This is a genomic window from Sporosarcina sp. GTC18466 (genome assembly GCF_055389225.1).
In genome coordinates this window covers 2,737,923-2,762,763 of the sequence record NZ_AP044037.1, presented here as the reverse complement: position 1 = coordinate 2,762,763, position 24,841 = coordinate 2,737,923, and the positions used below count along the sequence as shown (strand labels likewise).

Sequence of the window (24,841 nt, the reverse complement as noted above, 5' to 3'; positions counted from 1 at the left end):
AATATAGACACCAAAAGGAAAATTAATTTTATTAAATGTTAAGTGACAATAAAGTTGTTTAATTTTGAAGCTGAAAGAATGAATTACACCGTCCGCATATGCGGACGGTGTAAAAATAAAGTTGTTTAATTCCTTTTATAATTACTGAATAGGAACTTAAGGAAGCTACAATAAAGTCGTTTGAAAATCATAATCTTATGCAACAATCGCGCCCGATTGCTTAAGAAAGCTAGAAGTCATTTAATTTATCTCTGGTATTCAACTTTTAAATTGAATTTGTCTTCGTTTATATACATTCAAGGTGATCAGCCAACTAGTGACAACGACTCCTGTAAAAAGGAATAGCATATTACTATACAAATAAGTGGATTGATCAAGGTCCATAGGTAGCAACTTCTGATTCAGTAAGCGTACAGATAATAAACCACCAACAATTGCAATACCTATTCCCTCTGATAAAAAACTGGTAAAATTAAGCAAACTCATTCCGGCACCAGCTTCCTTTTGTTTCAAACTACTTGAAACAATTGTAGATATAACTGTTTTGGTGAATGACAGCCCACCAAAAACAAAAACTAATATAATTGTCAGTAACCATGGTGTTACTTCTAAAAAAAAGGCAGCAATTAAAAAGCTAACGGAAAGAAATGTAACTCCAATGGTTAACACGTACAATGGACCTTTTCTATCAACAAGTAATCCACCAATGTAACCGAAGATAATAACGCTCATTGTTCCAGGGAAAATAATCACACTGCCAATTGCAGCAGTACTTAGTTGATGTACATCTTTCATCATGTAAGGAACCATAGAGATAAACCCTGCTACTGTACCAAATATAAGTCCTCCACAAAGGACACCAATTATAAAAGAAATATTTTTCCCCAGTGCAGGTTCAACAAAAGGTTCTGTTACTTTCCTAATATGTTTTACAAATATCAGGAATGACAGAATACTGATGATCAGAAAAGAAATGTTATAAGATGTTGTAAACAGCATAAAAAATACAATGCCCACTGACATTAGTATAATTCCTACAATATCAAAATGACCTTTTATCCTTACTTCTTTTTTCAACAATTTAATAAGGAACGGAACAGTGATAATTGTCATCATTGGAATGAGCAGAAGATAAGACCAATGGATAAAATGAGCTATCATTCCACCAATAGCTGGACCGATACCTTCTCCCATAGCTACTATGGAGCCAATAAGACCAAACGCTTTACCCCTATTTTCCTTTGGAATATAGCGCGCAACTACAACCATCACGAGTGCTGGAAATGCAGCTGCACCAGCTCCTTGAATAAATCGAGCCAGAATAAGTATGGGAAAAAAAGAATGTCCAACAAACCCAATTACCGATCCGAAGCAATTTATTATAATCCCAAATAGGAGTAACCTTTTAATGCCTAGCTGATCAGATAGCTTTCCATATAGAGCTGTTCCAATAGAAAAGGTTAACATAAAGGCTGTGTTCACCCAGTTTGTACTCGCCGGTGATTTATTAAAATCATTTGCAATATCAGGTAATGAGACGTTCAAAACCATTTCATTTAATACGCTAAAAAAAGATAGAACGCAAAGCCAAATTAAAATTTGGTTGTGTCGTAAATTTGATTGTGAATAAGACGTATTCACATTTCGCCCTCCAATAATGAGGGTAGACGCAGTTTATAGGGCTAATGATACGTTTCCCTCTTTTAATTGAACCCTGTTACATTCATTGCACTTCATAATTAATGCCTCCTAATCTTGATTGAAACATTTTACCACATACAGATGTCACCGTCAACCCAAATTGAACATTTTTTGCTCATTAAGGATGAACACTTTTTATTCGGTAAAGATTCTTTGTTGATGTTTTAAACGATGACTTTCATTGTTCATATGAATGACCTCGACTCTGTGTAACAGGCGGTCTAAAATAGCAGTCATCATCCCTTGGTTATCCACTAACTCTGTCCATTCTTCTGGACTTCGATTTGATGTCAATATTAGCGAACTTTGTTCGTATAGCTGATGTACGAGTTGAAAGAATAAAGTGGCTTCCCGTTGATCTAAAGCCATATACATCACATCATCAATAATAATTAAATCTGATGCTCTCAAACGTTTTAATTGGATTTGTGAGCGATGTGTAAATTCTTCTGTTTTCAATAACTGAATTAATTCTCCCATTGTTATGAAATAGACTTGAAAGCCTTTTTGAATGGCTTCAATGCCTAAGCCTACGGCCAATAATGTTTTCCCTGCACCAGGTGGTCCCAAAAGAATTAAATTGTAACTTTGCTCTAACCATTGGAACTCCTGCAGCTGTTTCATTTGGCGCTCTGTAATCGCTGTTTGCTCCTCTAACTGAAACATATGCAACGGCTTATGGTATGGGAAACGTGCCCACGATAAACGCTTTTCGATACTCTTTTCTTCTCGTCTTCTAAGCTCTAATGTTGTTAGTTCATCAATAAATTCTAAATATGTCCACGATACTTGTTCCGCTTGGCGGAGAAGCTCTGGGAGCCCCTCAGCGGTTTCTGCTAAACGTAATTGCTTAAATGCCTGTTGGATATCTGCCACACTTTTACTCATATTATTTGCCTCCCATACGTTGAATGTATTCTTTTAAATCTCTCGTTTGAACTGCTATTGCTAGCGATTCTTTTGATTCTTTTACAGTAGTTATTGGCTGCTCAGGTTCGATATTTGTACGCTTAAAATAGGCGACAACGTCTCGGAACTCATTTGCGCTGTATAACTTTTCTTGAATACATTTATGTATTGCTGCAGATAACCATTCGGGATTCTCTTTCGCAATTTTTTGGAATAACAATAATTGATCTCTACGATATCGACCGTATGTATGACAAACATCTTGAATATATTGTTCGGCCCCATCATATGGAAATAAAGTGAGCACATTTCGTTGTAACTCATCGAGCGACTTAGAGCGATCACGTCCATGATTTAGATTTTTTATCAACTTGCCTTTTTCTAAACTGATGGTATGTTCCGCAAGTATTTCGCCAGTATGCGGTGCTAAGATTTTTAATTTTTGCCCTTGGGGCACTATTTGTACGACTGGATAATTCGTATAGGTTCCTAGTGGAACGGAATATCGATTCGATGTGTACCGGACTGTGTTGTCCTTGTTGACATTCCTTGTTATAATTTCTGTATGGTTGCTTTCTAATATAGGAAGCGGTGTAGAGACTTTTTTTAAGTGTTGCTTTTCCAGGAGAAACACTTCGAAAGGTCTCTTTTTTGTTGTATTGTGCACTTTATAATTCCCGGTACGTTCTAACCATTTTAAAGACCTCTCATTCCAGTCCTCAAGTGTTGTATAAATTCGATTTTTAGCGAAATTATATTTTACGTATTTTACAACACTCTCTATTTTACCTTTGGATTCGGGATCTGCTTTGCGGCACAGATAGATTTTAAATTTCCGGTCTTTTATATACTGTTGAAATTCCTTTGTTAAAATGAGGTCGCCTGCATTTTCACTTACCGCAATTAAATTGTCTTGATCGTACACAATTTCATCTGTTATACCGCCATAAAACTGAAAAGCTTTTTCGTGACAGGCTATTGTATCTCTTGTCGTAAAAGGACGATCTAACCACACAGTGAATTTATGTCGAGAGTGCGCTAACACAAAGGCAACGAAGTATAATTTCACTTCTTTACCACCTGATGTTTTTTGAATAGTTTGTCCCCAATCTACTTGTAATTGCTTCCCTGGTGGCAGCTCAATGACCGCTTCGTATTCACGGGGTTCATCTACCTTATCAATTTGATAAATTTCGCGAATTTCATTTACATAACGTCTAACTGTACTTTCCCCAACTGGATCTATGTCAATATCCTGGACACAAAAATGTTAAGTCGTTGTCAGAAACGGCATCCATTCATGGATGGTCCTGTATCCAGCGAAACCAGTCAAGTGAAAGCCCGCACTTGACAGCTTTCGCTGGATACAGGAAGTACAGTCCATGGATGTCGTTCCTGAAAAATGTGTAGGTAGGTTGAATCGAAGTCCTAATGACATCTAACGATCAAGCAGCTACCTGTCTGCACTGATCCTCGAGTTGCTGCGGCGTCAAGTAATCAATTGCCCCATGGATTCGTTTCCGGTTATACCAGGATTCAATGTACTGGAAGAGGGCAATTCGTGCTGCTTCAAAATCTAGATAAGTGGTTTGATAGATTTCTTCCTTCTTTAATGTGGCATGAAAAGACTCGATGCAGGCGTTGTCATACGGACAGCCTTTTCGACTGAAAGAGTGTTCCATTTTCGCTGCTTTTACTGCTTTTTGAAAGTCCTCGCTCGTATATTGGCTGCCTAAATCGGTATGAAGGATCAGCCCCTCTTCAGGCTGCTGGACATCAATTGCGTTGGCTAATGCTTGTAAGACGAGTTCTGTTGTCATGGATTTAGAAAAAGAATAACCTACAATTTTCTTCGTATGTAAATCCAATACAGAGGCCAGGTAGCACCAACCGTCTCTCAGTGTATGGATATACGTAATATCGGCCACCCATTTTTCATTGATGGTCGTCGTTTTAAAATCTTGATCTAATACATTGTCGCGTTCTTCTACTTGGCTGTCCGATGAAGTTGGACGGTATTTCTTCGTGATGACAGATCGAATTCCTTCTGTTTTCATAAGGCGCTGGACACGCTTTACGCTGACAGCGTAGCCTTCCTTTTTGAGAAGTTGATGAATTTTAGGCGCACCATAGCGGCCTTTACTCTCCGCATGTATGATTTTTATGCGTTCTAAAATCGCCTCGTTTTCCGTTTCATACGAGGATTTCACTTTATGGAATGATTGATAGTACGTACTTCTTGGCATGTCTAGCACGTCACACAAAACTTGAACAGGGTGGTTTTCTTTCTCCTGTTCGATATGGTCGATAATCTCTTGGTCGGTCACTTTTTCGCGAATATGGTCATAGCCTTTTTTAGAATGTCTACCTCCTGCTTGAGGCGTAGATTTTCCTTTTGGATCTCCGCAATTTCAGCGGGTGTCAAACCGTCTCCATTTTCAATTGGGGAGTGCGCTTTGATCCATTTGTAAATGGTCACTTCAGATACACCATATTCGCGGTTGAGATCACTCACAGGCGTGCCAGCTCTGTAGAGTTCGACGATTGTTTGTTTGAATTCGTGGTTGTAACGTTTTTGTTTCATTCCGGACACGTCCTCTCTATTGTTTAGGATAGAGACTTAACTAACTTGTGTCCATACATCTATACTAGCTCCAAACATCAATTTCAGGGTATTTCTCTTGTAGCCAATCTAAAACTTGTGCCCCTGTTAAGCTTGGAAACTCAAGTAACCAACCTACAATCCAATCTTTGTATTCATCCAGCTTCTTCTTACGGCCAGTCTGACTAAACTCATTTACTGCATCTTCAAATGACATATCTAAATATTTATACACGGTATTACGTGATATTCTTAGTCGCTTTGCAATTTGCACAATCCTTAATCCACGATCACGCAATTGATGAATTTCGATATGTAACACAAGCTTCTCCTCCATTAGTACAGCCTCCTATTAAACTGATATTTCCAGTTTACAGGAAACTATTGAATTGGTGAAAAAGTGTTCAATTGAAATGAGCAAAAACTGTTAATTTTATTTTAGCGGTTACAACAGACTAAGTTTTAAATTCAGTTTTCATCACTTATTCCGTTAAATGGCCCGTTTGTTGAATAACATAACAGCTATTTTAATTTTAAATGACTTTATACGATTTTATTATGGTTTAAACAACTTTATTATTTTTATATAAAATGTTAGGTAGTATCAAACATGTCAATTTTGAACATGTCCTTTTCCATCCAAGCCCAAATCCTGGACCTGCTAAAAGAGATGCAGATGAAATACAACATGGGTCTCCTGTTAATCACCCATGATCTCGGTGTCGTCTATGAGTACGCAGACCGCGTGATTGTCATGTACGGCGGGCAAATCGTCGAAGAAGCGCCCACGCGGCAGCTGCTCGGGACAACGAAGCATCCTTATACACAAGGTTTGTTAAGCAGTCTTCCGAATCTTGACCGGGACGTGGATCGGCTCGGCACGATCAAAGGGACTGTGCCCCCTGCCTACAACTTCCCTGCAGGCTGCAGATTCCACTCGCGCTGCCCATTTTCGATGGACATTTGCAAGCAGGAGGTTCCCGGACTGATCGACCTTTCGTCCAGCCACCGAGTACGTTGCCATCTGTATAAGGAGGAGGAACGCCCGCATGACGATCACAAAAACTGACTCAACCGGACTGGCGGAACAGCAAAACGACTCCGCTGTCTTATTGGAAGCGAAGAATGTAAAAAAATACTTTCCTATCAAAGGCGGGGTTTTAAAGCGGACAATCGGCCAGCTGAAAGCAGTGGATGACATATCCTTCCGGCTTCATGAGCGCGAGACATTCGGCATTGTCGGCGAGTCGGGGTCGGGAAAATCGACATTGGGCCGGACACTCATCCGCCTGTTAGACCCGACAGAAGGTGAGATCATTTTCAGCGGCACAGACATCACCAGCCTGAAACATCGCGAAATCCGGCCGTTGCGCAAAGACATGCAAATCGTATTCCAAGATCCATTCGCTTCCTTGAACTCCAAAATGAGTGTCGGTCAGCTGATCGAAGAACCGCTTCTCGTCCAAGGGGGATTATCGCAAAGCGAGCGGAAAGAGCGGGTCATTGAAATGATTGAGAAAGTCGGTTTACGGCCGAGCGACCGGCAAAAATACCCGCATGAATTCTCCGGGGGGCAGCGGCAAAGGATCAGTATCGCCAGGGCGCTGATCCAGCGGCCTAAGCTCGTCATCTGCGACGAGCCTGTGTCCGCTCTTGACGTCTCCATCCAGGCCCAAGTATTGAATCTGATGAAAGATTTACAAGAAGAGTTCGGGCTAACCTACTTATTCATCGCGCATGATCTGAGTGTCGTCAAGCATATCAGTGACCGGGTCGCGGTCATGTATCTGGGCCGCTTCGCGGAGATTGCACCCAAGAACATGTTATATGACCGGCCGCTGCATCCATATACAAAAGCGCTCCTATCCTCCATACCGGTTATTGACCTGGATGAGTCAGCGCCAAAACGGGAGAAAATCAAGTTATCCGGCGACTTGCCGAGCCCTGCAAATCCGCCGTCCGGCTGTGCATTTCGAACGAGGTGCCCCGAGGCGCATGAACGTTGCGCTGCGGTCAGACCCGAGCTTGCCGAAATAGAGCCTGGCCATTTTGTCGCCTGTCATTTATTTGATGACGCATCCATATAATTGAATCGATGTGCTTTCGGCCTGTGAAACCTTCCATTTAGGAGGTGGTGCACGAGATCCATTGCATCCCGAATTACGAGCAAGCTTTATCAAATGAGCAAAAGAAAAGGGGGACTTGAAATTGAAAAAACGGCACAAACATTCATTGATCCTATTGATGCTACTGTTCGCGTTCGGCATGGTGCTCGCAGCTTGCAACAACACAGAGGCGGAGCCGGTCAAGGAGGAAGAGAAAAAACCTGCTGAGGAAAAGCCGAAAGAGAACGAAGGCGAAAAAGCCGCAGAAGAAGGGCCGAAGCAAGGCGGCACGATTGTCGGAGCGATGTATTCCGCACCGACAGGACAATTCAATCCGATCTTTTATCAGGAAGCATATGAAGCAAATATCCTTGACTTCACGCATGAGGGTCTCGTTTCCCAGGATGAAAACCTGGAGTTCATACCAAGTCTCGCAAAAGAATGGAAGTTGAATGAAGATCAGACGGAAATCACGTTCACTTTGCAAGAGGGCGTAAAATGGCATGATGGCGAAGAATTCACAGCCGATGATGTCGTTTTCACGTACAAAGCGATTTCTGATCCTGATTATGTAAATGCAGGCGGGGTCCGGACGAATTTCGTTACGCCTCTTCTCGGTTATGAGGAGTATTCTTCCGGTCAGACGGATGAATTCCAAGGAGTCGTAGCGGATAGTGACTATCAGGTCACCTTCAAGTTTAAGGAGCCTAGCGTAACACCACTGTATACAGCAAGCTTCGCTATCATCCCGGAACACGTCTTCAAGGATATTCCAGTAGCCGAGATTCCGGAAGCGGAAGCCTCGCTGCAGCCAGGCAAAGTGATTGGAACCGGTCCATTCAAATTGACAGACATGGTGGAGCGGGAGCAGTACGTGCTTGAGCGTCATAGCGACTACTGGCAAGGCGCGCCTCATCTTGACAAGATTGTCTGGAAAGTGATCGCACAGTCTGTCATGACAGGTCTTCTTGAAAAAGGGGAAATCGACTTTGTCGCAAGCCCGGGCGGAATAGCTCCGGCTGACTATGAAATGGTGAGCGAATATAAAAATGTAACACTCGTCGAGCAGCCTGATTTCGGCTATCAGCTCATGGGCTTCAAGCAGAATCACAGAACGAGTGACGATGTAGCAAAGGGCAATATCATCCCAGAGAACTGGGTGCCAAACAAAAAGATCTCCAATCCGAAAGTCCGCCAGGCGATTGCATACTCGGTGAATCGCCAAGGTCTTGTCGGTGAAGGCCATGGCCAGGGTCTTCTTCATGGACGCGGCCAGCCGATCAACTCGCCGATCGCCACGCAGTTCTGGGTGTATGACGACAATGCGGCAATCAATTATAATTACGATCCGGAAAAAGCGATGCAACTCCTGGACGAAGAAGGTTATGTAGACGTGGACGGAGACGGATTCCGTGAAGATCCGGACGGCAACAAGTGGGTCTTGAACCTTGATTACCCTACAGGAAACGAACTGCGCGAAAGGTCTGCGCCTCTTCTGAAAGCCGATCTCGAAAAAGTCGGCATCCAGGTAAACATGCGCCAGCCGAAAGAAATGTCTGCATATGTACCTGACCTTACAAATGACGATACAGACTTCGACTTGTATCTGATTGGCTGGAGCCTTGGAAGCACAGATCCGGATCCATCCGGCCTCTGGTCAACAAAAGCGGGCTATAACTTCTCCCGCTGGAACAATCCTCGCTCAGAGGAATTGCTGCAAAAAGGGCTGAAGGCGCCTGAGGCATTTGACAAGGACTTCCGAGCAGAAGTCTATAAAGAATGGCAGCATCTCTTCTCTGAAGACTTGCCTGCACTTCTGCTTTACGCACAGAACAGCATTTGGGCGTATAACGAACGTATTCAAGGCATCAAGCCTCTGCCTCACACGATGTATCAGGATTCGCATGAATGGTGGACCAGCGATGCGAAGTAACTAAAGACTTTCAGGAAGGAGTATGCCGGCACACGGCATACTCTTCCCTTTACTGGGAGGATCCGCAATGTATCAATATATCATTCGTAGAATTCTCGTATTCATCCCTATGCTGATTGCGCTTTCCGTCATTGTGTTCGCCCTTGCGAAAGCGGCACCCGGGGATCCATTTTCCGGGAAGATCCTTGACCCGAACGTCGATCCGATTGTTTTTGAACAGCAGAAAGCAGCACTCGGTCTCGACAAGCCGATCCCCGTCCAGTATGTCAAGTGGGCGTCATCTGTTGCCGTAGGTGATTTCGGGAAGTCGATCATGTATAACGGCCGTTCTGTTGCAAGCCTGATCAAGGAACGGGTGACCAACACGATTTACCTGGGATTATTCTCGCTCGGAATCACCTTGGTTGTCGCTATACCGATCGGCATCTATTCAGCCCGCCATCCTTATTCACTGCTCGACTATAGTGCGACGACGTTCGGATTTTTCGGACTCGCGGTGCCGAACTTCTTCTTCGGGCTTGTCGCAATCTATCTTTTGTCGATCAATCTAGGGTGGTTTCCTGCGCAAGGCACCGTTTCCAGCAATGATTTGTCCGGCTTCGCCGAATTCAAGGACCGCATCCACCATCTTGTGCTTCCGGGCTTGACGCTAGGGCTTGCAGGAACAGCGACATATATGCGTTATATGCGGTCGGAAGTGATGGATGTGCTAGGCAGCGATTATATCCGCACTGCCAAGGCGAAAGGGATGAGCGACCGGAATGTGCTGTACAAGCATACGCTCAGAAATGCGATGATCCCGATCATTACGCTGATGGGATTTGAGTTCGGCGCGCTGCTCGGCGGCGCAATCATCACGGAACAAGTGTTTAACTTCCCGGGGCTCGGCACACTCTTCATCGGGTCTGTCGTCAACCGGGATTATCCAGTCATCATGGCGATTGCTCTTCTGCTAGGAGTTGCCATTCTGGTTGGAAATCTGCTCGCTGACATTTTCTATAGCATCGTCGATCCGAGGATCCGCTATGATTGAGGTGAACATATATGCAAAACATCCAAACTGATAATACGCAAACGGGCGTTGATTTCGATCGTAAACATAGGAGCCCGCTGCAGCTGGCCGCGCGGCGTTTCATACGGAATAAGCTCGCCATCGCAGGGCTCATCGTGCTTCTGCTGATCGTCTCGGCATCCGTCTTCGCACCACTGCTGACTGAGTACGACCCGGAAGAGGCGAATCTTCTCATGGTTGAACAGAAACCGAGCGCCGATCATCTGCTCGGCACCGACAGCTCGGGACGGGATAATTTCGCAAGATTGCTCTACGGCTCCCGCATCTCCCTGACAATCGGTTTTTGCGCCATGATGTTCACCCTTCTTATCGGATTGATCATGGGCGCGCTCAGCGGCTATTATGGCGGCTTGATCGATAATATCATCATGCGGATCACGGATCTGATTTTGGCATTGCCGTTCATCGTCCTAGCAATGACGATCATGGCACTGCTGGAGAAAGTGACAATCGGGCTGTTCATCGTCATCATTGCAGTCACCGCATGGCCGTCTCTTGCGCGGATTGTGCGGGGGACGTTCCTCTCTCTCCGTGAGCAGGAGTTCGTCCTAGGCGCCCGGGCGATCGGTTCGAGTGACGCGCGGATCATCTTCCGGCACTTCATCCCGAACGCCATCGGGCCGATCATCGTCAATGCGACGCTGATGATGGCGTCGATGATCCTCTTTGAGTCAGGGCTCAGTTTCATCGGCATGGGAATTCCCCAGCCTACGCCTACATGGGGGAATATGATCTCGGAAGCGCAAAATATCCGTGTTCTCCGCTATCACCCGGAAGCATGGATTCCTCCAGGGCTCAGTATCCTGATCACAGTTCTGGCAATCAATTTCATAGGGGATGGCCTGCGAGATGCTTTTGACCCGAAAAGCAGCGGAAGGTAGCGCCTTGACAGACGCCAGAAAGCAATTGCTTTCCGACGTCTGTTTTACTTTTACTAGGAGTTATTTTTCGAAGGATGTTTACGATTGTGCGAGTGCGGGAACTTAAACAATAGCAAGACGATACCACAATCTTAAAGGAGGACTTTTAAAATGGCTAAAGACTACGACAAAAACAATGATGGTAAAATGACAGTGGAAGAAGCAGGACGCAAAGGCGGAGAAGCGACAGCTGAATCTCATGGCCATGAGTTCTACGAAGAGATCGGTAAAAAAGGCGGAGAAGCAACAGCTAAGAACCACGACAAGGAATTCTACCAAGAGATTGGTAAAAAAGGTGGAGAAGCTCGCGCGAAACAACATGATGGAAATGTCGGTGACGGCAAAATGAGCTTGGAAGAGGCCGGTGAAAAAGGCGGAGAAGCTCGCGCAAAACAACGTGACAACAACTGATAGCAACTGACAAACAATAGAAATTTTATAAACTGGAGGCAGTCCGTTTGGTCTGCCTCCAGTTTTTTTGTCTCCTCGCGCCATACTTAGGCGATTCCCCTTTTATGATCCACATCAATAAACGTAATCGCATCTCCTAAAAGAATGCCTGTTTCGAATTGGAAAAATTCACTTTCTAAAAAAGACGATTAAAAAACAGGGAAGTGACCATATTAAGTTCGGGAGGTGAACACCAATGCCAAACAACAACAACAACAACAACAACAACAACAACAACCGTGAGAACAACCGCGATAACAACCGTAATCGCAATCAAAATCAGAACCAGAACGAAAACCGCGACCGCGTAGAGTTCGGTACTGATTTTGATAACAACAACCGCAACAACCGCGACAACAATCGCGATAACCGCGAAAATCGTGAGCGTAACAACCGTGATAACCGCAACTAATTAAGTTGCAAAAGACCGCCGTGGGCATTTGCTCGCGGCGGCCTTTTTATTATTGGGACAATCCCAAAAACGATGCCTTCCAAGTTTTTTTCCTCTTTTGCCTTTTCGGCATCCTGCGTGATGCCTCTACATGGCAGTGCGTCAATTCCTTTTACTCATCCGCGGGTTGTTATGTCAGTTTTCCAATCCAACGAACGCTTCAAACCATACTGCCATTGGAAAGTCTCTGCAGAAATAGTGTATGATAGTGAAAGGGATTTCAGGAAAAAGCAGTAACGATGCAGAAAAAGAGGCGATTTCATTGAGCAAGGAACAGAAACTCGAAAAAGAAGCGATGCGGGTATTGAAAGAGACGAGCCGCACATTTTATATACCGATCAAACTGTTGAATCCTACTCTGCGGTTGGCAGTAGGAGCAGCCTATCTATGCATGCGGGCAATTGATGAAATCGAAGACCACGAACAGCTTTCGCCAGATGTGAAACAGACACTGCTTGAAAAGACAGGGCAGATGCTGGAATCCGGTTTCTCTGGCGACGAGTATCAGGCTCTTCTCACTCCACATAGAGACGAGCTTCCTGAAGTCACATTGCGGCTTGAAGACTGGCTTACCGTATGCCCTGACGACTATACAGAACTTGTCAAAAAATGGACAGGCGAAATGGCAGGCGGCATGGCGAAATGGGTTGGCCGGAATTTTAATGTGCAGAAAAAAGAGGATCTGGATGACTATACATATTACGTCGCTGGGCTTGTCGGCGTCATGCTCTCCGAGATTTGGGAGCAGTATGACGGAACGAAGACCGACCGTGAGCTTGCCGTCGGTTATGGCCGCGGACTGCAAGCCGTGAACATTCTGCGCAACCAAGGGGAAGACGCAGAGCGCGGGGTCCGGTTTTTCCCAGAAGGCTGGTCACGCCAGGACATGTTCGACTATGCTGAACGGAATCTAGAAATGGCAGACAGGTATATCGAAGACATCCAAACGAAGACAATCCTGCTCTTCTGCAAAATTCCACTGGCACTTGCGAAACGCACATTGCAAGCGCTTCAGCGAGGAGAAGATAAGATGAAACGAGATGAGGTTCTCTCCACTGTGGACGATATATTGAACAGCCAAGACTGACGGGCACTTTCAAGCAAGCGGCGGCGGCCGCTTGCTTTTTTATGCACCTAAGCGAGCCAAAGTCCAATCATCCCACCGGGACTCATGCATAGACTATAGGCAATGAGGGATCGGGAGGGTTGAGATGAGGAATAACGAACCGGTGACTGGAAGTGAAGGCTTGTCATTCAGTGATGAACAAGTGGCAAAACTTGCCTTCATCGGCAGCTTGCTCGCAGCAGTAGGCGATGCTCTGACGACGGTTTCCGCTGCCGCTGCCCTTGAAAACTTGAAGAAATCAAGCGGGAATACCAACAGCCAAGCAAACTTGGACACCTCAAAAGATCTTGAGAATCTTCGGAGGCAAGTCGATTATCTAACAAAAGAAGTGCAGAGGTTGCGTGCTAAGGAAAAAGAAAGCAGCCCTTGGCGTCCATCCGGTTATTGGCCATAAAAAAGGAATGCCTGCGGATGGTTCCTGCCAGACATTCCTTCCACTTCATTTATTTAAAACACTTTCGTTGTCCAAGATTCTCCGTTCCATACGTCCGTGACGACATCCTCGTAAAAATGCGGTTCGTGGGAAATGAGAAGGACACTCCCTTTGTACTCCTTCAGTGCACGTTTCAGCTCGTCCTTCGCGTCCTGATCCAAGTGGTTTGTCGGTTCGTCAAGGACAAGCAGGTTCGTCTCCCGGTTAATGAGCTTGCAAAGCCGGACTTTCGCCCGCTCTCCCCCGCTCAACACCTTCACTTTGCTTTCAATATGCTTTGTCGTCAAGCCGCATCGAGCAAGTGCCGCACGCACCTCATACTGCGTGAAATGCGGGAACTCGTCCCAAATCTCCTCAAGGCATGTCCGATTGTTATCCGACTTGATCTCCTGTTCGAAATAGCCGATATGCAGATGCTCTCCGAGTTCAACCTTCCCCGATAACGCCGGAATTTCACCCAGAATGCTTTTCAGCAGAGTCGTCTTCCCGATTCCGTTTGCTCCGGAAAGCGCTATTTTCTGTCCCCGCTCCATTTTCAAGTTCAGCGGCTCGGATAATGGTTCACCGTAACCGATAACCAGATTCTCCGTTTCAAATAGGAACCGGCCCGGCGTCCGCGCTGGCTTGAAGTCGAATTGCGGCTTCGGCTTCTCCGCATCAAGTTCGATGACATCCATTTTATCGAGCTTTTTCTGACGTGAACTCGCCATCCGGCTTGTCGCTGCATTCGCTTTGTTCCGCGCAACAAAATCTTTCAGGTTGGCGATCTCCTTCTGCTGCTTTTTATAAGCGGCTTCCAACTGCTGTTTCTTCATTTCATGAACCTTCAGGAATTCATCATAATCTCCAGGGTAACGCGTGATCTGCTGATTCTCCATATGGTAAATCAGATTGACGACGCTGTTCAAAAATGGAATATCATGTGAAATCAAGATGAACGCATGATCATAGTTCTGCAAATAGCCGCGCAGCCACTCGATATGCTCCACATCCAGATAGTTAGTCGGCTCGTCCAGGAGAAGGATATCCGGTTTCTCGAGCAGCAGTTTTGCAAGCAATACTTTTGTACGCTGCCCGCCGCTCAGATCATGGACATCCCGGTCAAGGCCAAAATCGGTAAGGCCGAGACCGTTAGCCACTTCTTCCACTTTCGAATCAATAATATAGAAATCTTTGTTCGTCAATTCATCCTGCATCTGCCCGGTCTCTTCCAAAAGCTTTTCCAGCTCATCCGGATCCGCTTCCCCCATCTTTTCGAACAACGCATTCATTTCGGCTTCCATGTCGTACAAGTACTGGAACGCGGTACGCAGAACATCACGGATGCTCATCCCCTGCTTCAGCACGGCATGCTGGTCCAAGTAGCCGACCCGGACACGCTTCGCCCAGCTGATGGTCCCGGCATCCGGCTCCAGCTTCCGGGTGATAATGTTCATGAATGTCGATTTACCTTCGCCATTCGCCCCGATCAGGCCGATATGCTCCCCTTGCAGGAGACGGAACGAGACATCGTCGAAAATCGCGCGGTCACCGAATCCATGGCTCATATTTGATACTGTCAATAAACTCATATGCTGTACACCTTTTCATGTTGGATTTCTTTTATTATACGGGCATTTGCTTTAGAACGATAGCGTTTCTTCAAGCAGAATGTCATAGCTGTCCGAGCATTTCCATCGTACGCAGCATGTGGTAGAGGAAATTGCTGATATCCTGCATATGATCTTCATTGATCCGCGTCTTGAACGCTGCTTCGACAATATAGGCAGCACCGCTCGCTTCAGATCCGACGACATAACTGATCGTCTGTTTAACGTCGATATCATGTTCCCAAATGTCGTGCAGCAGCTGCTGGGCCTGGTGATAGGGAACTCCTTTTCCCTTTTCAATCGGAAGCTGCCGGATGAAACGCAGCTTCAATGCACAGCCCGGCGTCTCCCCTTCTAACTCCATGATTTCTGAAGCCAGATCGTTTAAAGTTGTGCTGAGCGAGATCTCGCCCGTCAGTTCCGGGTTTTCGGCTAGCGTGAACGAAATGCCGAATTGACGCGACATGACCGCAAAATCCATCTGATCTTGCCGGTTGGTGATGCGTATTTTCTGCTCAATCGTCTCCAAATCATAAACACGATTTTCAAAAGCGACTTTCAAATTATCAAAAACGGTCGGGTCAAACATATAGTACCCACCTTTCCATATCCAAATGAAGGAAATCTCTTCTGCCATTATAATAAAGCCCTGCTCCAGAAGCAAAGGTTGGAGCGGAATAAAAGCATTCGGAGTTCCGCTTCATCCCGATACGCAGAAAAACCCCTGGCCTTCTTAGAGAAGGACTCAGGGGTGTTCGGCTCAATAATAGATATTCTGCTTCTTCGCAGCCAGCTGGTGTGCCAGGCGTATTGTGGACACAGCCAGGTCGGCATAAGAGATTTCCTTGCCGGGATCAAAGCGGCCGTCTGCAGCCGTCAGCAAGCCTTTCGCATTCGCAAGCGCCACGTAGCCGATATTTTCCTTCTTTATCAAGTCCGCATCGGCAAAATCAGCCTTAAATACTGCCGGATGCTCAGCCGCCTGCTCGAGGCCTAATATACGGATATACCACACTGCCAATTCCTGTTTCGTCAGCGGCGCATCCGTATCAAAAGTCTTCTGACTTGCATCAATCAATCCAATGGCAGCCGCATGTTCCACAGCTGTATATAAGGAATGTGCCGGGTCGATATTTTCAAACGTCTGTCCTGCCTGCTCCGGTCCCCCAAACCTGCCATCATAGAAATACGTGAGAGAGCTCATTACGACACGCAAGGCCTCTCCTTTAGTTATGGCGCTGTCACCATTGAATGTTTTCCCGTCTTTCACATCGAGAAGGTTATTGCTGATCAAGTAATTCAATTCTTCTTCCGCCCATGGATGCGTCACTTTCACATCATTTCGGACGCCATATCCCGATTTCCATTCTCCCGTTCGTGCATCGATGCTGCCGAAAATATGTTCACCAAATGACGGCATATAGACGAGGTCGTAGTGTTTGGCATCCCCTTTTCGTACATATGTCAGATCAACGGAAAGCTTCTCTTTTAGTTTAGCGAGCGCTTCCGCTTCTCCAATCGCCTTGCTTGGGTCCGGCCATTCCGAAATAGTCCCTGAATCAGCATTTAACCCGTTCAGTGTGCCATCTGCATTGACGGAAACGAAAATCTGATCTCCAATCACGGTAAGGCCCTTTTCGACCCGCGGGAACGTGAATTGGTAAGCGCCTGACATTTCATCGAAACGGCTTTCCTGAAGCGGCTTTGCATAGAGATGGAGACGGGAAGGGGCGAGGTCCTTCATATAACCGGCAGCGGCTTTCAAGGCCTCCTGCTCGGAAATCACATCTCCGAAATCCGGTTTCTCATCGCCGTAGTATCCATGGTACTCTTTCGCTTCGTAATAATTGAGCAGATCCCCCGTTTGCTTGTCGATTTCCAGGCTAGAACCGTAATACCGGTTCCCGTTTTTATAAGAAAAATAAATGCTGATAACTTCCTGTCCATTATAGTTCGTACGCTCATCAATCGACTCAATCGTCAATTTTACATCATCGGAAGCCGGCTTTAAGAATTGCTCTGCAAATTTTTGTGCCTTCTCTGCGGTCATGTCACTGTCTTTCGGTGCCAGCGGTTTGCTCGTGATCATCTCAATTTTAGGTTTTGCGGAAGGCTGTTCCAAAAAGCCTGTTACCGTTTCCCACTTCCCCGTCAATGCATGCACATTGGAAACGCGCGGTGTGTAAACAAGGTCCACTTTGCGGTCACCGGTTTGGTAATTCCAATTCACTTCGTATTGCAGATCGACTGCTAGATTCTTTTTCACTTGCTCCAGCACTTTCGTTTTCTCCTGGCTGCCGCCGACTTTATCGAAAGTCACATCGTTCTTTCCCTCATTAAAATTGTAGTAATCGACAACTTCACCGTTGCCAAGTACAGTTACGTGAAGATTGCGATCATAAACGGGAACATTATCTTTCATTTGATTGAAGGTGAAAGAATACCGTACAGGTTCTGTCAATTTTACGTTGTACGTAAAGGGTGCTTCCTGCATTTTATAACTCTTGTCCCCTGCCACTTTGGATACAAACGCTTCCGCAATTTTTCGTGCTTCGTCATTTGACACCTTTGCCGGGAATAAAGCGTCCGCTTCATGCGGAGAATAATAGTAATACTGATCAAGCAATAAGTCTTTCCCTGTAAAACTTGCGCTGCCGCTTACTTGTTTGCCTTGTTTGGCTCTGCTGAAGGACAAGTAGTACCGCTTCTCCCCTTCCCGCACACTGGTCCCGCTGCTCATCTGAAAATCGGCAGCCGCCAAATAATCAAATTCGGGAAACAGCTTTTTAAACGCAGCGACCAACTCGTTCTTTGTGACAGTTTGTAAGGCAGCCGCTTCAATTCCTTGTCCTGTTTTTTCTTCAGACGCGACCGCGGAAGTAGCCAGCAGACTAAGCGCGAGCGCAGACGACGACAATGCAACACCTATTTTTTTAAATGCAGCCAACTCAATCCCCCTATACTTGGATAAAACAAAACTCCACTACTTATATATGTAAGGGTTAAGACAAATATTCGTAAGTCTCTAGTAAAATTTTCGCAGTGCCTCCTATGATGTTTACATTTATTCTGAGGTGTAAAATAGGTATGAATGAATCTTTTTAACGCTTACTGAAAGGAGGGCGTATCGCTATGAAAAAAACACCTAGGGCTTCAAACACCTCACTAGCAGCAGAAGCGGTACTGCGCGGAGATGTGAAAGGCTTCCGCAAACTCCTTCCATTTCTAGGCCCCGCTTTCATCGCCGCAATCGCTTATATCGACCCTGGTAATTTCGCAACGAACATCGCTGCGGGTTCGACATATGGCTATTTGTTGCTGTGGGTCATTTTTGTCTCGAATCTTCTCGCGGTGCTCATCCAGTCACTTTCCGCAAAACTTGGAATCGCGACTGGTAAAAACTTACCCGAAGTTGCAAGAGAGCGGTTTCCGAAGGGCGTCTCTATTTTCCTATGGATTCAAGCCGAACTCGTCATCATTGCCACGGACCTTGCCGAGTTCATTGGCGCAGCTCTCGGCCTTTACTTGCTATTTGGCATCCCGATGCTGCCGGCAGCCTTGATCACAGCTGTTGGATCATTCGTCATTCTGGAGTTGCAGCGACGAGGGTACCGTACTCTCGAAGCGGTTATCACTGGTATGCTGTTCATCGTCGTCATCGCGTTCGCCTTGCAGACATTCCTGGCGAAGCCAGAGATGGGTTCGGTCTTAAAAGGGATGTTCACGCCGCGGTTCCAAGGGGTTGACAGTATCTTGCTCGCGGCCGGGATCCTTGGGGCGACCGTCATGCCTCATGCCATCTATCTTCACTCCTCCTTGACACAAAAGAGGATTGTGGGACGTACGGAAGCTGAGAAAAAAAGGATTTTCCGGTTTGAATTCATCGATATCATTATCGCGATGGTCATTGCCGGGGCTATTAATATGAGCATGCTTATCATTGCGGCTGCTTTATTCTTCAAACAAGGACTCGTCGTAGAGGATCTCGACGTCGCGTTTGACCAGCTCGGAACGTTGCTTGGACCGATTGCAGCCATATCTTTTGCACTCGGATTGCTCATTGCTGGGCTTTCGAGTTCATCAGTCGGCACATTATCCGGTGATGTTGTCATGCAAGGGTTCATCAACAAACGGATCAACCTATATATCCGGAGAGCTGTAACGATGATTCCTCCCCTTGCCATCATCATTACAGGCGTCAATGCGACCGACGCCCTTGTCTGGAGTCAGGTGATCCTGTCTTTCGGCATCGCATTTGCTCTCATTCCGCTTGTCATGTTCACGGCGAATAAGGGCATCATGGGGGCCTTGGTGAACCGGAAAGCAACGACAATAGCCGCATGGATCATTGCCGTCGCCGTCATCTTCCTGAACTTATTTCTGCTCTACGAGACCGTCCTGTAAAGACAGTTGCCGTGAAACGCTTGCTTTCCATCGCAAGCCGTGATAAATTATGTATCGTCAATTAAATAGCGCGAAATGATGTATAATCTCAATAATTTGGTTTGAGAGTCTCTACCAGGAACCTTGAAATCCTGACTACACGCATTTTGTAGTCGGGATTTTTTTTATTGTACGGAGGGATTTTATGGATTTCAGAGTTTTGATTATGGCAGTCTCCACCATAACGGTCGGACTGGTGGAATTGATTGTCGGCGGGATTTTGCCGACTGTGGCAGAGGATCTGAATGTCTCGATTGGGACAGCCGGCCAGCTTATCACCGTCTTTGCCCTTGTTTACGCAATTGCAGGACCTGTCCTGCTCACTATTACGTCAAAAATTGAACGAAAAAAGCTATATCAGATTACACTTGCTGTCTTCTTTATCGGGAATATCATGACGTTTTTGAGCCCGAACTTTGCGCTCATGATGATAGCCCGCGTGTTCACCGCGGCCAGTGCCGCTCTCGCTGTTGTACTGGCGTTGACCATTACAGCGCGGATTGCAAAGCCTGAGAAACGGGCGAAATCGCTTGGTTATATTTACATGGGAATCAGTTCCGCGCTTGTGCTCGGTGTCCCGCTGGGCATTTTAATCACAAATGCATTCGGCTGGCGCATGGTATTCCTAGGAATCGCCATCTTATCGATCGGTTCATTTGCACTGATCTCCATCTTTCTTGAAAAGATTCCGACAGGCGATGTCCAGCCGCTTTCTGTGCAGATCAAGTCGCTCGGCAATCGGAAAATCCTGTTTGCCCATTTCGCGACAATGTTCATGCTTGCTGGCCATTATACGGTATATGCATATTTCACGCCATTCCTTGAGACAACGCTCGGACTCAGTCCATCTTGGATTAGTATTTTCTATTTCCTATTCGGTCTAGCGGCTGTTGGCGGCGGTGCATTCGGCGGGAATCTCGCTTCATTTATCGGATCGAAGAAAGCGATTCTATTTGTACTGGCCGCATTTGCTGTCAGCTTGTTCATCCTTCCGTATTCAACGTTTTCGCTGCCTGTATTCATCGTCGTCATGATGGTCTGGGGAGCGCTCAGCTGGAGCCTTGCCCCGCCGCAGCAGGACTATATCATCCAGACGGATCCGGAAGCTTCGGATATTCACCAGAGCTTCAACAATTCGGCGCTGCAAGTCGGAATTGCTCTCGGCTCCGGTATCGGCAGCCTTGTACTCAGCCATACCGATTCTGTCGTCAGCACAGCATCTGTCGGTTCAGGCGTCGTATTGATCGCATTGGTCTGTGCGATTATCTCACTCCAAATGAAAAAGCCCCGGACAGCAGAAAAACTGCAGTCCGATGAAGTCTCTGCAGCGAAATAAAAAGCCGTACCCAGAAAATTGCCTGGGTACGGTTATTTTCATTGTTCGAGCGGTTTCGGCTGCTTCCAGAAGAACATAAGTGCAACCCCTATGCCGAGGAAGATGGTCCCCGCATAGAACGGGTAGTCCAAGTCAATGTCAAAGAGATATCCGCCGAGAATAGGTCCGAATATATTCCCTAGGCTCGTAAATGTGGAATTCATGCCCCCGACAAAGCCTTGGTCACCCCCCGCAATTTTGGATAAGTATGAAGTGACAGCAGGCCGCAGCAGATCGAAGCCGACAAACACAATCATTGTGACGATCAAAATTGACAAGTAGGAATGTACAATTGTCACAGCGAAGACGAGCAGCGCGGAGAACAGGAGACAGACGAAGATCAGTCTGATTTCACCGAGTTTTTTCGTCAGCCTGTCGAATAACGCGACTTGCGCGATGGCGCCGAATAAGCCGCTTCCCGTGATGATGATCGCAATGTCCTTCGGTGTGAAGCCGAATTTATGGTCGACGAACAGGCTGAAAATGGATTCAAAGGAAGACAGGCCGAAAGACGATACGAAGATGACGAGAAATGCGATAAAATACATCGGAGCAAAGATTCGGCCGATTCCTTTGGCACCGGGCAATGCGACAGCAGCAGGCTGCCGCTCCGGCTCTTTCAGCATCGTGACGGAGAAGACCGCTGCAAACAGAGCCAAGCCTGCCGCGCAGAAAAACGGGATCCTCGTCCCAAAGTGCGCAAGAAATCCGCCGATCCCCGGACCGATGATAAAACCGGTCGAAATGGCAGCCGACATGTAGCCGAGCGCTTTTGCACGCGACTCCATCGTCGTAATATCCGCAATGAACGCCGTGACCGCCGGCATGATAAAGGCGGCACTCACTCCTCCAAGACCACGCGAAATGAATAGGACAGGCAGCGTTGATCCGACCGCAAACAGCAACTCAGAAAGGCTGAACACGAGCAGGCCGATGACAATCTTTTTTTACGGCCGGCCGTATCCGCCCACCTGCCTGCGAGCGGTGAAAAGACCAGCTGGGTGATTGCGAAAACAGCGACCATATATCCGACACCAGCGCCGGATATGTGCAGTTCATTCATCAAAGAAGGGAGCACCGGAATCACGAGGCCGATTCCCAGGAACGCGATAAATAGATTGGATAGGAGAATTACTAATGTCATCGAATGTTGTTTCATCATTACCCTCTTCAGCCGCAACAGTTTTTGTCTCTTTTTTTGCGAACTTCAAATAAGTATAGCAGGTCATGTGCCAGAAATCATATGTAGTGCATGCAAAGAGCCGACCAGCAAGGCATCGAAAGCCCTGCTGATCGGCTGGTCATAGACTAGTTAATCGACGCCAGTCAATACAGCGCCGTCAGATCAATAGCCGCCGCCCCAATATGCAGCACCGACAATGATCAACAAGATGAAAAGGACAACAATCAGCGCATAACCGCCGCCGTATCCGCCAACTCCTCCGCCTACTCCAGACATGAATGAACACCTCCATATCAGTTATAACTCTACTGTATGCCGGCTCTTCGTAAAGACCCGTGACGTTCTCCCAAAGCAGCGAAGAACAACCGCAAGGCAGGTGAGAAATCTCTCCTCTTCCTGGACCGTGCCGCTTCTCTCACGCGCATGGTGCAAGATGTCCAGGCAGACAAGGGAACCTCACCCGCTATAATTCAAATCAATAAAAATAGGCAGCACCCACAATGATCAACAAGATGAACAATACGACGATCAACGCGAAACCGCCGCCGTATCCGCCTCCGCCTCCGGACATGTGCAACACCTCCTTATCGCGTGATGCTATATACTATGTCGCCCTAAAGCATTGGCGACTGACAAACATCACGGCCTTTTCGGATATGTGAAAAAAACACAGATGCGGGGCATGCAAAAATGAGGGCATGGATTGTCCGCCCCCGTCTTGTCGTAATCCTCGCATACCATAACAAGAGATGGACGAGGGCGAGGTGATGAATTATGCCAGCTTATGATGACTTTTACTCCCTTTGCTGCCGCCATACTGGACGGCCGGTAGTGATCGGGACAAGAGATGGAAATTACCACCGAGGGGTCATCCGGGGCGTAAGAGGAAATCAGGTCTATCTTCAGCCGATTGGACCTTATGGCGGCGGAGCAAGATTCGGAGGATATGGATATGGCGGATTTAGACCCGGGTTCGGCTGGGGAATTGCGATCGGTGCAATCGGTACGCTTGTATTGCTTCCTTTCTTTATCTGAAATCAATCAGGACGCCGGGCTTTGAATGACACGGCGTCCGTTTTTCCGCCAATTCCTTTGTCATATTTTGTTTATTAAGTACTCTTTCAGGCAATCCACATAGTGACAGGTGATTCGTTACACATAGATTTCAGTAAAAGTCGCATCCTAGAAAGAATGACGCTGTACTTTGTTCTATAGGGAGGCCTTTCTATGAAGAGACTCTTCACTTCTTATCTACATACTTCATTGATCCTGAAAATCACAATTGCCCTCATTCTCGGCATTTTGGCAGGTTTCTTGCTAGGCGATCATGCTTCGGTTCTTGCACCGCTTGGTGATCTGCTCATCCGGCTGCTGACTTTCCTCATTTTGCCGCTGATTTTCTTTACCCTCATTGTCGGGGTGAGCCAGACGACCATTAGCGACCTTGGCCGGATGGGGATCAAAGTGTTCATTTACTATACAATCAGTTCCGCACTCGCAATTGTGGTAGGACTTCTCGCAGCCAGTCTTTTTGAACCTGGCATGGGCATGCAACTGACAGGGGAAGAGAAGTTCGATGTACCTGAAAATCCGGGAATTATCGCTGTTCTTCTCAATATTGTCCCATCCAATATCATCAAGGCATTCACAGAGATGAACTTGCTCGGCATTATTTTCACGGCACTTGCATTCGGCATCGCATTTTCAGCGATGCGCGCCGCTCCTGCCCTCGCGGATCTTGGCGCAACTGCAATCAAACTTGTTACTGCACTCAATGAAGCTGCCCTGCTTATTTTGCGGGCAATCCTTCAATATATCCCCATCGGCATTTTTGCTATCATGGCTGCTACAGTCGGTAAGCAGGGGGTGGATACGCTGCTGTCTCTAGGAGGCATGATCGGGGTGTTTTACGTGGCGATCCTGTTTCAAGTGGTCCTCTATATTGTCATCATGATCTTATTCCGTGTGCCGCTCGGCCGCTTCTTCAAATACGCCAGAACGCCGGTGGTCACCGCATTCGCTACGCAAAGCAGCGCTGGGACTCTTCCATTGACACTGCAGGCGGCAGAAAGGATGAACATCACAAAAAGCCTTTACAGTTTCAGCCTGCCGCTTGGCGCGACTGTCAACATGGATGGTGCTGCGATCAGGATTGCGGTTTCCGCTGTATTCGCTGCTAACATATCCGGCCATCCGCTCAGCATTGCAGATATGCTGATGGTCGTACTTATTGGAACGCTTGCCTCTATTGGCACAGCCGGCGTTCCTGGAGCAGGAATTGTGATGATCGCCACGGTATTCGTCCAAATCGGCCTGCCGATGGAAGCCGTCGCTCTGCTGACAGCTATTGATGCGTTGATCGGCATGGGAGCGACTGCTTTGAATGTCGCTGGCGACCTCGTCGGGACAAGCGTGATTGATCAGAATGAAAAGAGACGGCGGGTCCATGAAAAATGATATTGACCCGCCCTCTACAAAAGAAGGCTGTTAAAAAAAGTTTGCAATTGCACTGAATACATTTTAGTGTGTATTTAGAAGGAGTGGATCAG

Annotated in this window: 24 protein-coding genes, 1 pseudogene and 1 riboswitch; of the genes and pseudogenes, 13 read left to right on the top strand and 12 right to left on the bottom strand. The window is 46.7% G+C overall.

All coding sequences use genetic code 11. The features are described 5' to 3' along the window. Nucleotides 1-258 precede the first annotated feature (258 nt). The 6 genes from tet(L) to ACZ5FK_RS13665 all read right to left on the bottom strand — a co-directional run bounded on the left by tet(L) (nucleotide 259) and on the right by ACZ5FK_RS13665 (nucleotide 5,549). A complete protein-coding gene (gene tet(L), locus ACZ5FK_RS13690) occupies nucleotides 259-1,641 on the bottom strand; it encodes a tetracycline efflux MFS transporter Tet(L) (protein ID WP_068450235.1) in 1,383 nt (460 codons plus the stop codon). A 33-nt stretch (nucleotides 1,642-1,674) separates the two neighbouring features. Further along, nucleotides 1,675-1,737 carry a tetracycline resistance efflux system leader peptide gene (locus ACZ5FK_RS13685; protein ID WP_013762478.1) on the bottom strand — a complete coding sequence of 21 codons (63 nt, stop codon included), beginning with the start codon at nucleotides 1,735-1,737 and terminating at the stop codon, nucleotides 1,675-1,677. Nucleotides 1,738-1,836: 99 nt separating this feature from the next. Further along, the gene (gene istB / locus ACZ5FK_RS13680; protein WP_074036667.1) at nucleotides 1,837-2,589 is read right to left on the bottom strand and encodes an IS21-like element helper ATPase IstB; all 753 of its coding nucleotides are present in this window, start codon (nucleotides 2,587-2,589) and stop codon (nucleotides 1,837-1,839) included. Nucleotide 2,590: 1 nt separating this feature from the next. Beyond that, nucleotides 2,591-3,706: a Mu transposase domain-containing protein gene (locus ACZ5FK_RS13675; RefSeq protein ID WP_464807443.1), complete on the bottom strand. Its 1,116-nt coding sequence runs from the start codon at nucleotides 3,704-3,706 to the stop codon at nucleotides 2,591-2,593. 349 nt (nucleotides 3,707-4,055) lie between these two features. Next, nucleotides 4,056-5,194 (bottom strand): IS3 family transposase gene (locus ACZ5FK_RS13670; protein ID WP_464805437.1). Its coding sequence is split into 2 segments (ribosomal slippage): nucleotides 4,056-4,969 and nucleotides 4,969-5,194, totalling 1,140 coding nucleotides; the frame shifts between segments, so codons are not numbered across the junction. A 64-nt stretch (nucleotides 5,195-5,258) separates the two neighbouring features. Next, the gene (locus ACZ5FK_RS13665; protein ID WP_464805436.1) at nucleotides 5,259-5,549 is read right to left on the bottom strand and encodes a helix-turn-helix domain-containing protein; all 291 of its coding nucleotides are present in this window, start codon (nucleotides 5,547-5,549) and stop codon (nucleotides 5,259-5,261) included. Between the two features lie 273 nt (nucleotides 5,550-5,822). Here ACZ5FK_RS13665 and ACZ5FK_RS13660 point away from each other — a divergent pair, with 273 nt between their 5' ends. The 9 genes from ACZ5FK_RS13660 to ACZ5FK_RS13620 all read left to right on the top strand — a co-directional run bounded on the left by ACZ5FK_RS13660 (nucleotide 5,823) and on the right by ACZ5FK_RS13620 (nucleotide 13,663). Then, nucleotides 5,823-6,281, top strand: coding sequence for an oligopeptide/dipeptide ABC transporter ATP-binding protein (locus ACZ5FK_RS13660; protein ID WP_464805435.1), 459 nt, complete (start codon nucleotides 5,823-5,825; stop codon nucleotides 6,279-6,281). Further along, nucleotides 6,262-7,299 (top strand): ABC transporter ATP-binding protein, encoded by a 1,038-nt coding sequence (locus ACZ5FK_RS13655; RefSeq protein ID WP_464805434.1) that lies wholly within the window; start codon nucleotides 6,262-6,264, stop codon nucleotides 7,297-7,299. The genes ACZ5FK_RS13660 and ACZ5FK_RS13655 overlap by 20 nt, the downstream gene beginning before the upstream one ends. 121 nt (nucleotides 7,300-7,420) lie before the next feature. Further along, nucleotides 7,421-9,250 (top strand): peptide-binding protein, encoded by a 1,830-nt coding sequence (locus ACZ5FK_RS13650; protein WP_464805433.1) that lies wholly within the window; start codon nucleotides 7,421-7,423, stop codon nucleotides 9,248-9,250. A gap of 67 nt (nucleotides 9,251-9,317) precedes the next feature. Then, complete coding sequence (locus tag ACZ5FK_RS13645; RefSeq protein ID WP_464805432.1) at nucleotides 9,318-10,283, top strand: ABC transporter permease; 966 nt, start codon at nucleotides 9,318-9,320, stop codon at nucleotides 10,281-10,283. An 11-nt stretch (nucleotides 10,284-10,294) separates the two neighbouring features. Beyond that, nucleotides 10,295-11,203 (top strand): oligopeptide ABC transporter permease, encoded by a 909-nt coding sequence (opp4C, locus tag ACZ5FK_RS13640; RefSeq protein ID WP_464805431.1) that lies wholly within the window; start codon nucleotides 10,295-10,297, stop codon nucleotides 11,201-11,203. 150 nt (nucleotides 11,204-11,353) lie between these two features. Then, nucleotides 11,354-11,653, top strand: a complete 300-nt coding sequence (locus tag ACZ5FK_RS13635; protein WP_464805430.1) for a KGG domain-containing protein — start codon at nucleotides 11,354-11,356, stop codon at nucleotides 11,651-11,653. A 235-nt stretch (nucleotides 11,654-11,888) separates the two neighbouring features. Further along, nucleotides 11,889-12,104 carry a hypothetical protein gene (locus tag ACZ5FK_RS13630; RefSeq protein WP_464805429.1) on the top strand — a complete coding sequence of 72 codons (216 nt, stop codon included), beginning with the start codon at nucleotides 11,889-11,891 and terminating at the stop codon, nucleotides 12,102-12,104. A 301-nt stretch (nucleotides 12,105-12,405) separates the two neighbouring features. Continuing rightward, nucleotides 12,406-13,230, top strand: a complete 825-nt coding sequence (locus tag ACZ5FK_RS13625) for a squalene/phytoene synthase family protein (protein WP_464805428.1) — start codon at nucleotides 12,406-12,408, stop codon at nucleotides 13,228-13,230. 124 nt (nucleotides 13,231-13,354) lie between these two features. After that, a complete protein-coding gene (locus ACZ5FK_RS13620) occupies nucleotides 13,355-13,663 on the top strand; it encodes a hypothetical protein (protein ID WP_464805427.1) in 309 nt (102 codons plus the stop codon). A gap of 53 nt (nucleotides 13,664-13,716) precedes the next feature. Here the strand turns inward: ACZ5FK_RS13620 and ACZ5FK_RS13615 are convergent, their stop codons facing one another. The 3 genes from ACZ5FK_RS13615 to ACZ5FK_RS13605 form a co-directional block, all read right to left on the bottom strand. Beyond that, nucleotides 13,717-15,273: an ABC-F family ATP-binding cassette domain-containing protein gene (locus ACZ5FK_RS13615; protein ID WP_464805426.1), complete on the bottom strand. Its 1,557-nt coding sequence runs from the start codon at nucleotides 15,271-15,273 to the stop codon at nucleotides 13,717-13,719. 82 nt (nucleotides 15,274-15,355) lie between these two features. Then, the gene (locus ACZ5FK_RS13610; RefSeq protein ID WP_464805425.1) at nucleotides 15,356-15,880 is read right to left on the bottom strand and encodes a hypothetical protein; all 525 of its coding nucleotides are present in this window, start codon (nucleotides 15,878-15,880) and stop codon (nucleotides 15,356-15,358) included. 171 nt (nucleotides 15,881-16,051) lie between these two features. After that, nucleotides 16,052-18,238: a YcdB/YcdC domain-containing protein gene (locus ACZ5FK_RS13605; RefSeq protein ID WP_464805424.1), complete on the bottom strand. Its 2,187-nt coding sequence runs from the start codon at nucleotides 18,236-18,238 to the stop codon at nucleotides 16,052-16,054. Between the two features lie 185 nt (nucleotides 18,239-18,423). Here ACZ5FK_RS13605 and ACZ5FK_RS13600 point away from each other — a divergent pair, with 185 nt between their 5' ends. Both ACZ5FK_RS13600 and ACZ5FK_RS13595 read left to right on the top strand, forming a co-directional pair. Beyond that, entirely contained in the window at nucleotides 18,424-19,695 is a 1,272-nt protein-coding gene (locus ACZ5FK_RS13600; RefSeq protein ID WP_464805423.1) for an Nramp family divalent metal transporter, read from the top strand. Nucleotides 19,696-19,754: 59 nt separating this feature from the next. After that, nucleotides 19,755-19,853, top strand: a riboswitch (purine riboswitch). A gap of 26 nt (nucleotides 19,854-19,879) precedes the next feature. Beyond that, the gene (locus ACZ5FK_RS13595; protein ID WP_464805422.1) at nucleotides 19,880-21,070 is read left to right on the top strand and encodes an MFS transporter; all 1,191 of its coding nucleotides are present in this window, start codon (nucleotides 19,880-19,882) and stop codon (nucleotides 21,068-21,070) included. Between the two features lie 38 nt (nucleotides 21,071-21,108). Here ACZ5FK_RS13595 and ACZ5FK_RS13590 read toward each other — a convergent pair. From ACZ5FK_RS13590 to ACZ5FK_RS13580, 3 genes and pseudogenes are all read right to left on the bottom strand, one after another. After that, nucleotides 21,109-22,268, bottom strand: a pseudogene (locus ACZ5FK_RS13590) (MFS transporter). A 186-nt stretch (nucleotides 22,269-22,454) separates the two neighbouring features. Next, nucleotides 22,455-22,568 (bottom strand): YjcZ family sporulation protein, encoded by a 114-nt coding sequence (locus tag ACZ5FK_RS13585; protein ID WP_464805421.1) that lies wholly within the window; start codon nucleotides 22,566-22,568, stop codon nucleotides 22,455-22,457. A gap of 199 nt (nucleotides 22,569-22,767) precedes the next feature. After that, complete coding sequence (locus tag ACZ5FK_RS13580) at nucleotides 22,768-22,863, bottom strand: YjcZ family sporulation protein (RefSeq protein WP_464805420.1); 96 nt, start codon at nucleotides 22,861-22,863, stop codon at nucleotides 22,768-22,770. Between the two features lie 260 nt (nucleotides 22,864-23,123). Here ACZ5FK_RS13580 and ACZ5FK_RS13575 point away from each other — a divergent pair, with 260 nt between their 5' ends. After that, entirely contained in the window at nucleotides 23,124-23,327 is a 204-nt protein-coding gene (locus ACZ5FK_RS13575) for a hypothetical protein (RefSeq protein WP_464805419.1), read from the top strand. A 192-nt stretch (nucleotides 23,328-23,519) separates the two neighbouring features. Then, nucleotides 23,520-24,749, top strand: coding sequence for a dicarboxylate/amino acid:cation symporter (locus tag ACZ5FK_RS13570; RefSeq protein WP_464805418.1), 1,230 nt, complete (start codon nucleotides 23,520-23,522; stop codon nucleotides 24,747-24,749). The last annotated feature ends 92 nt before the right edge of the window (nucleotides 24,750-24,841 follow it).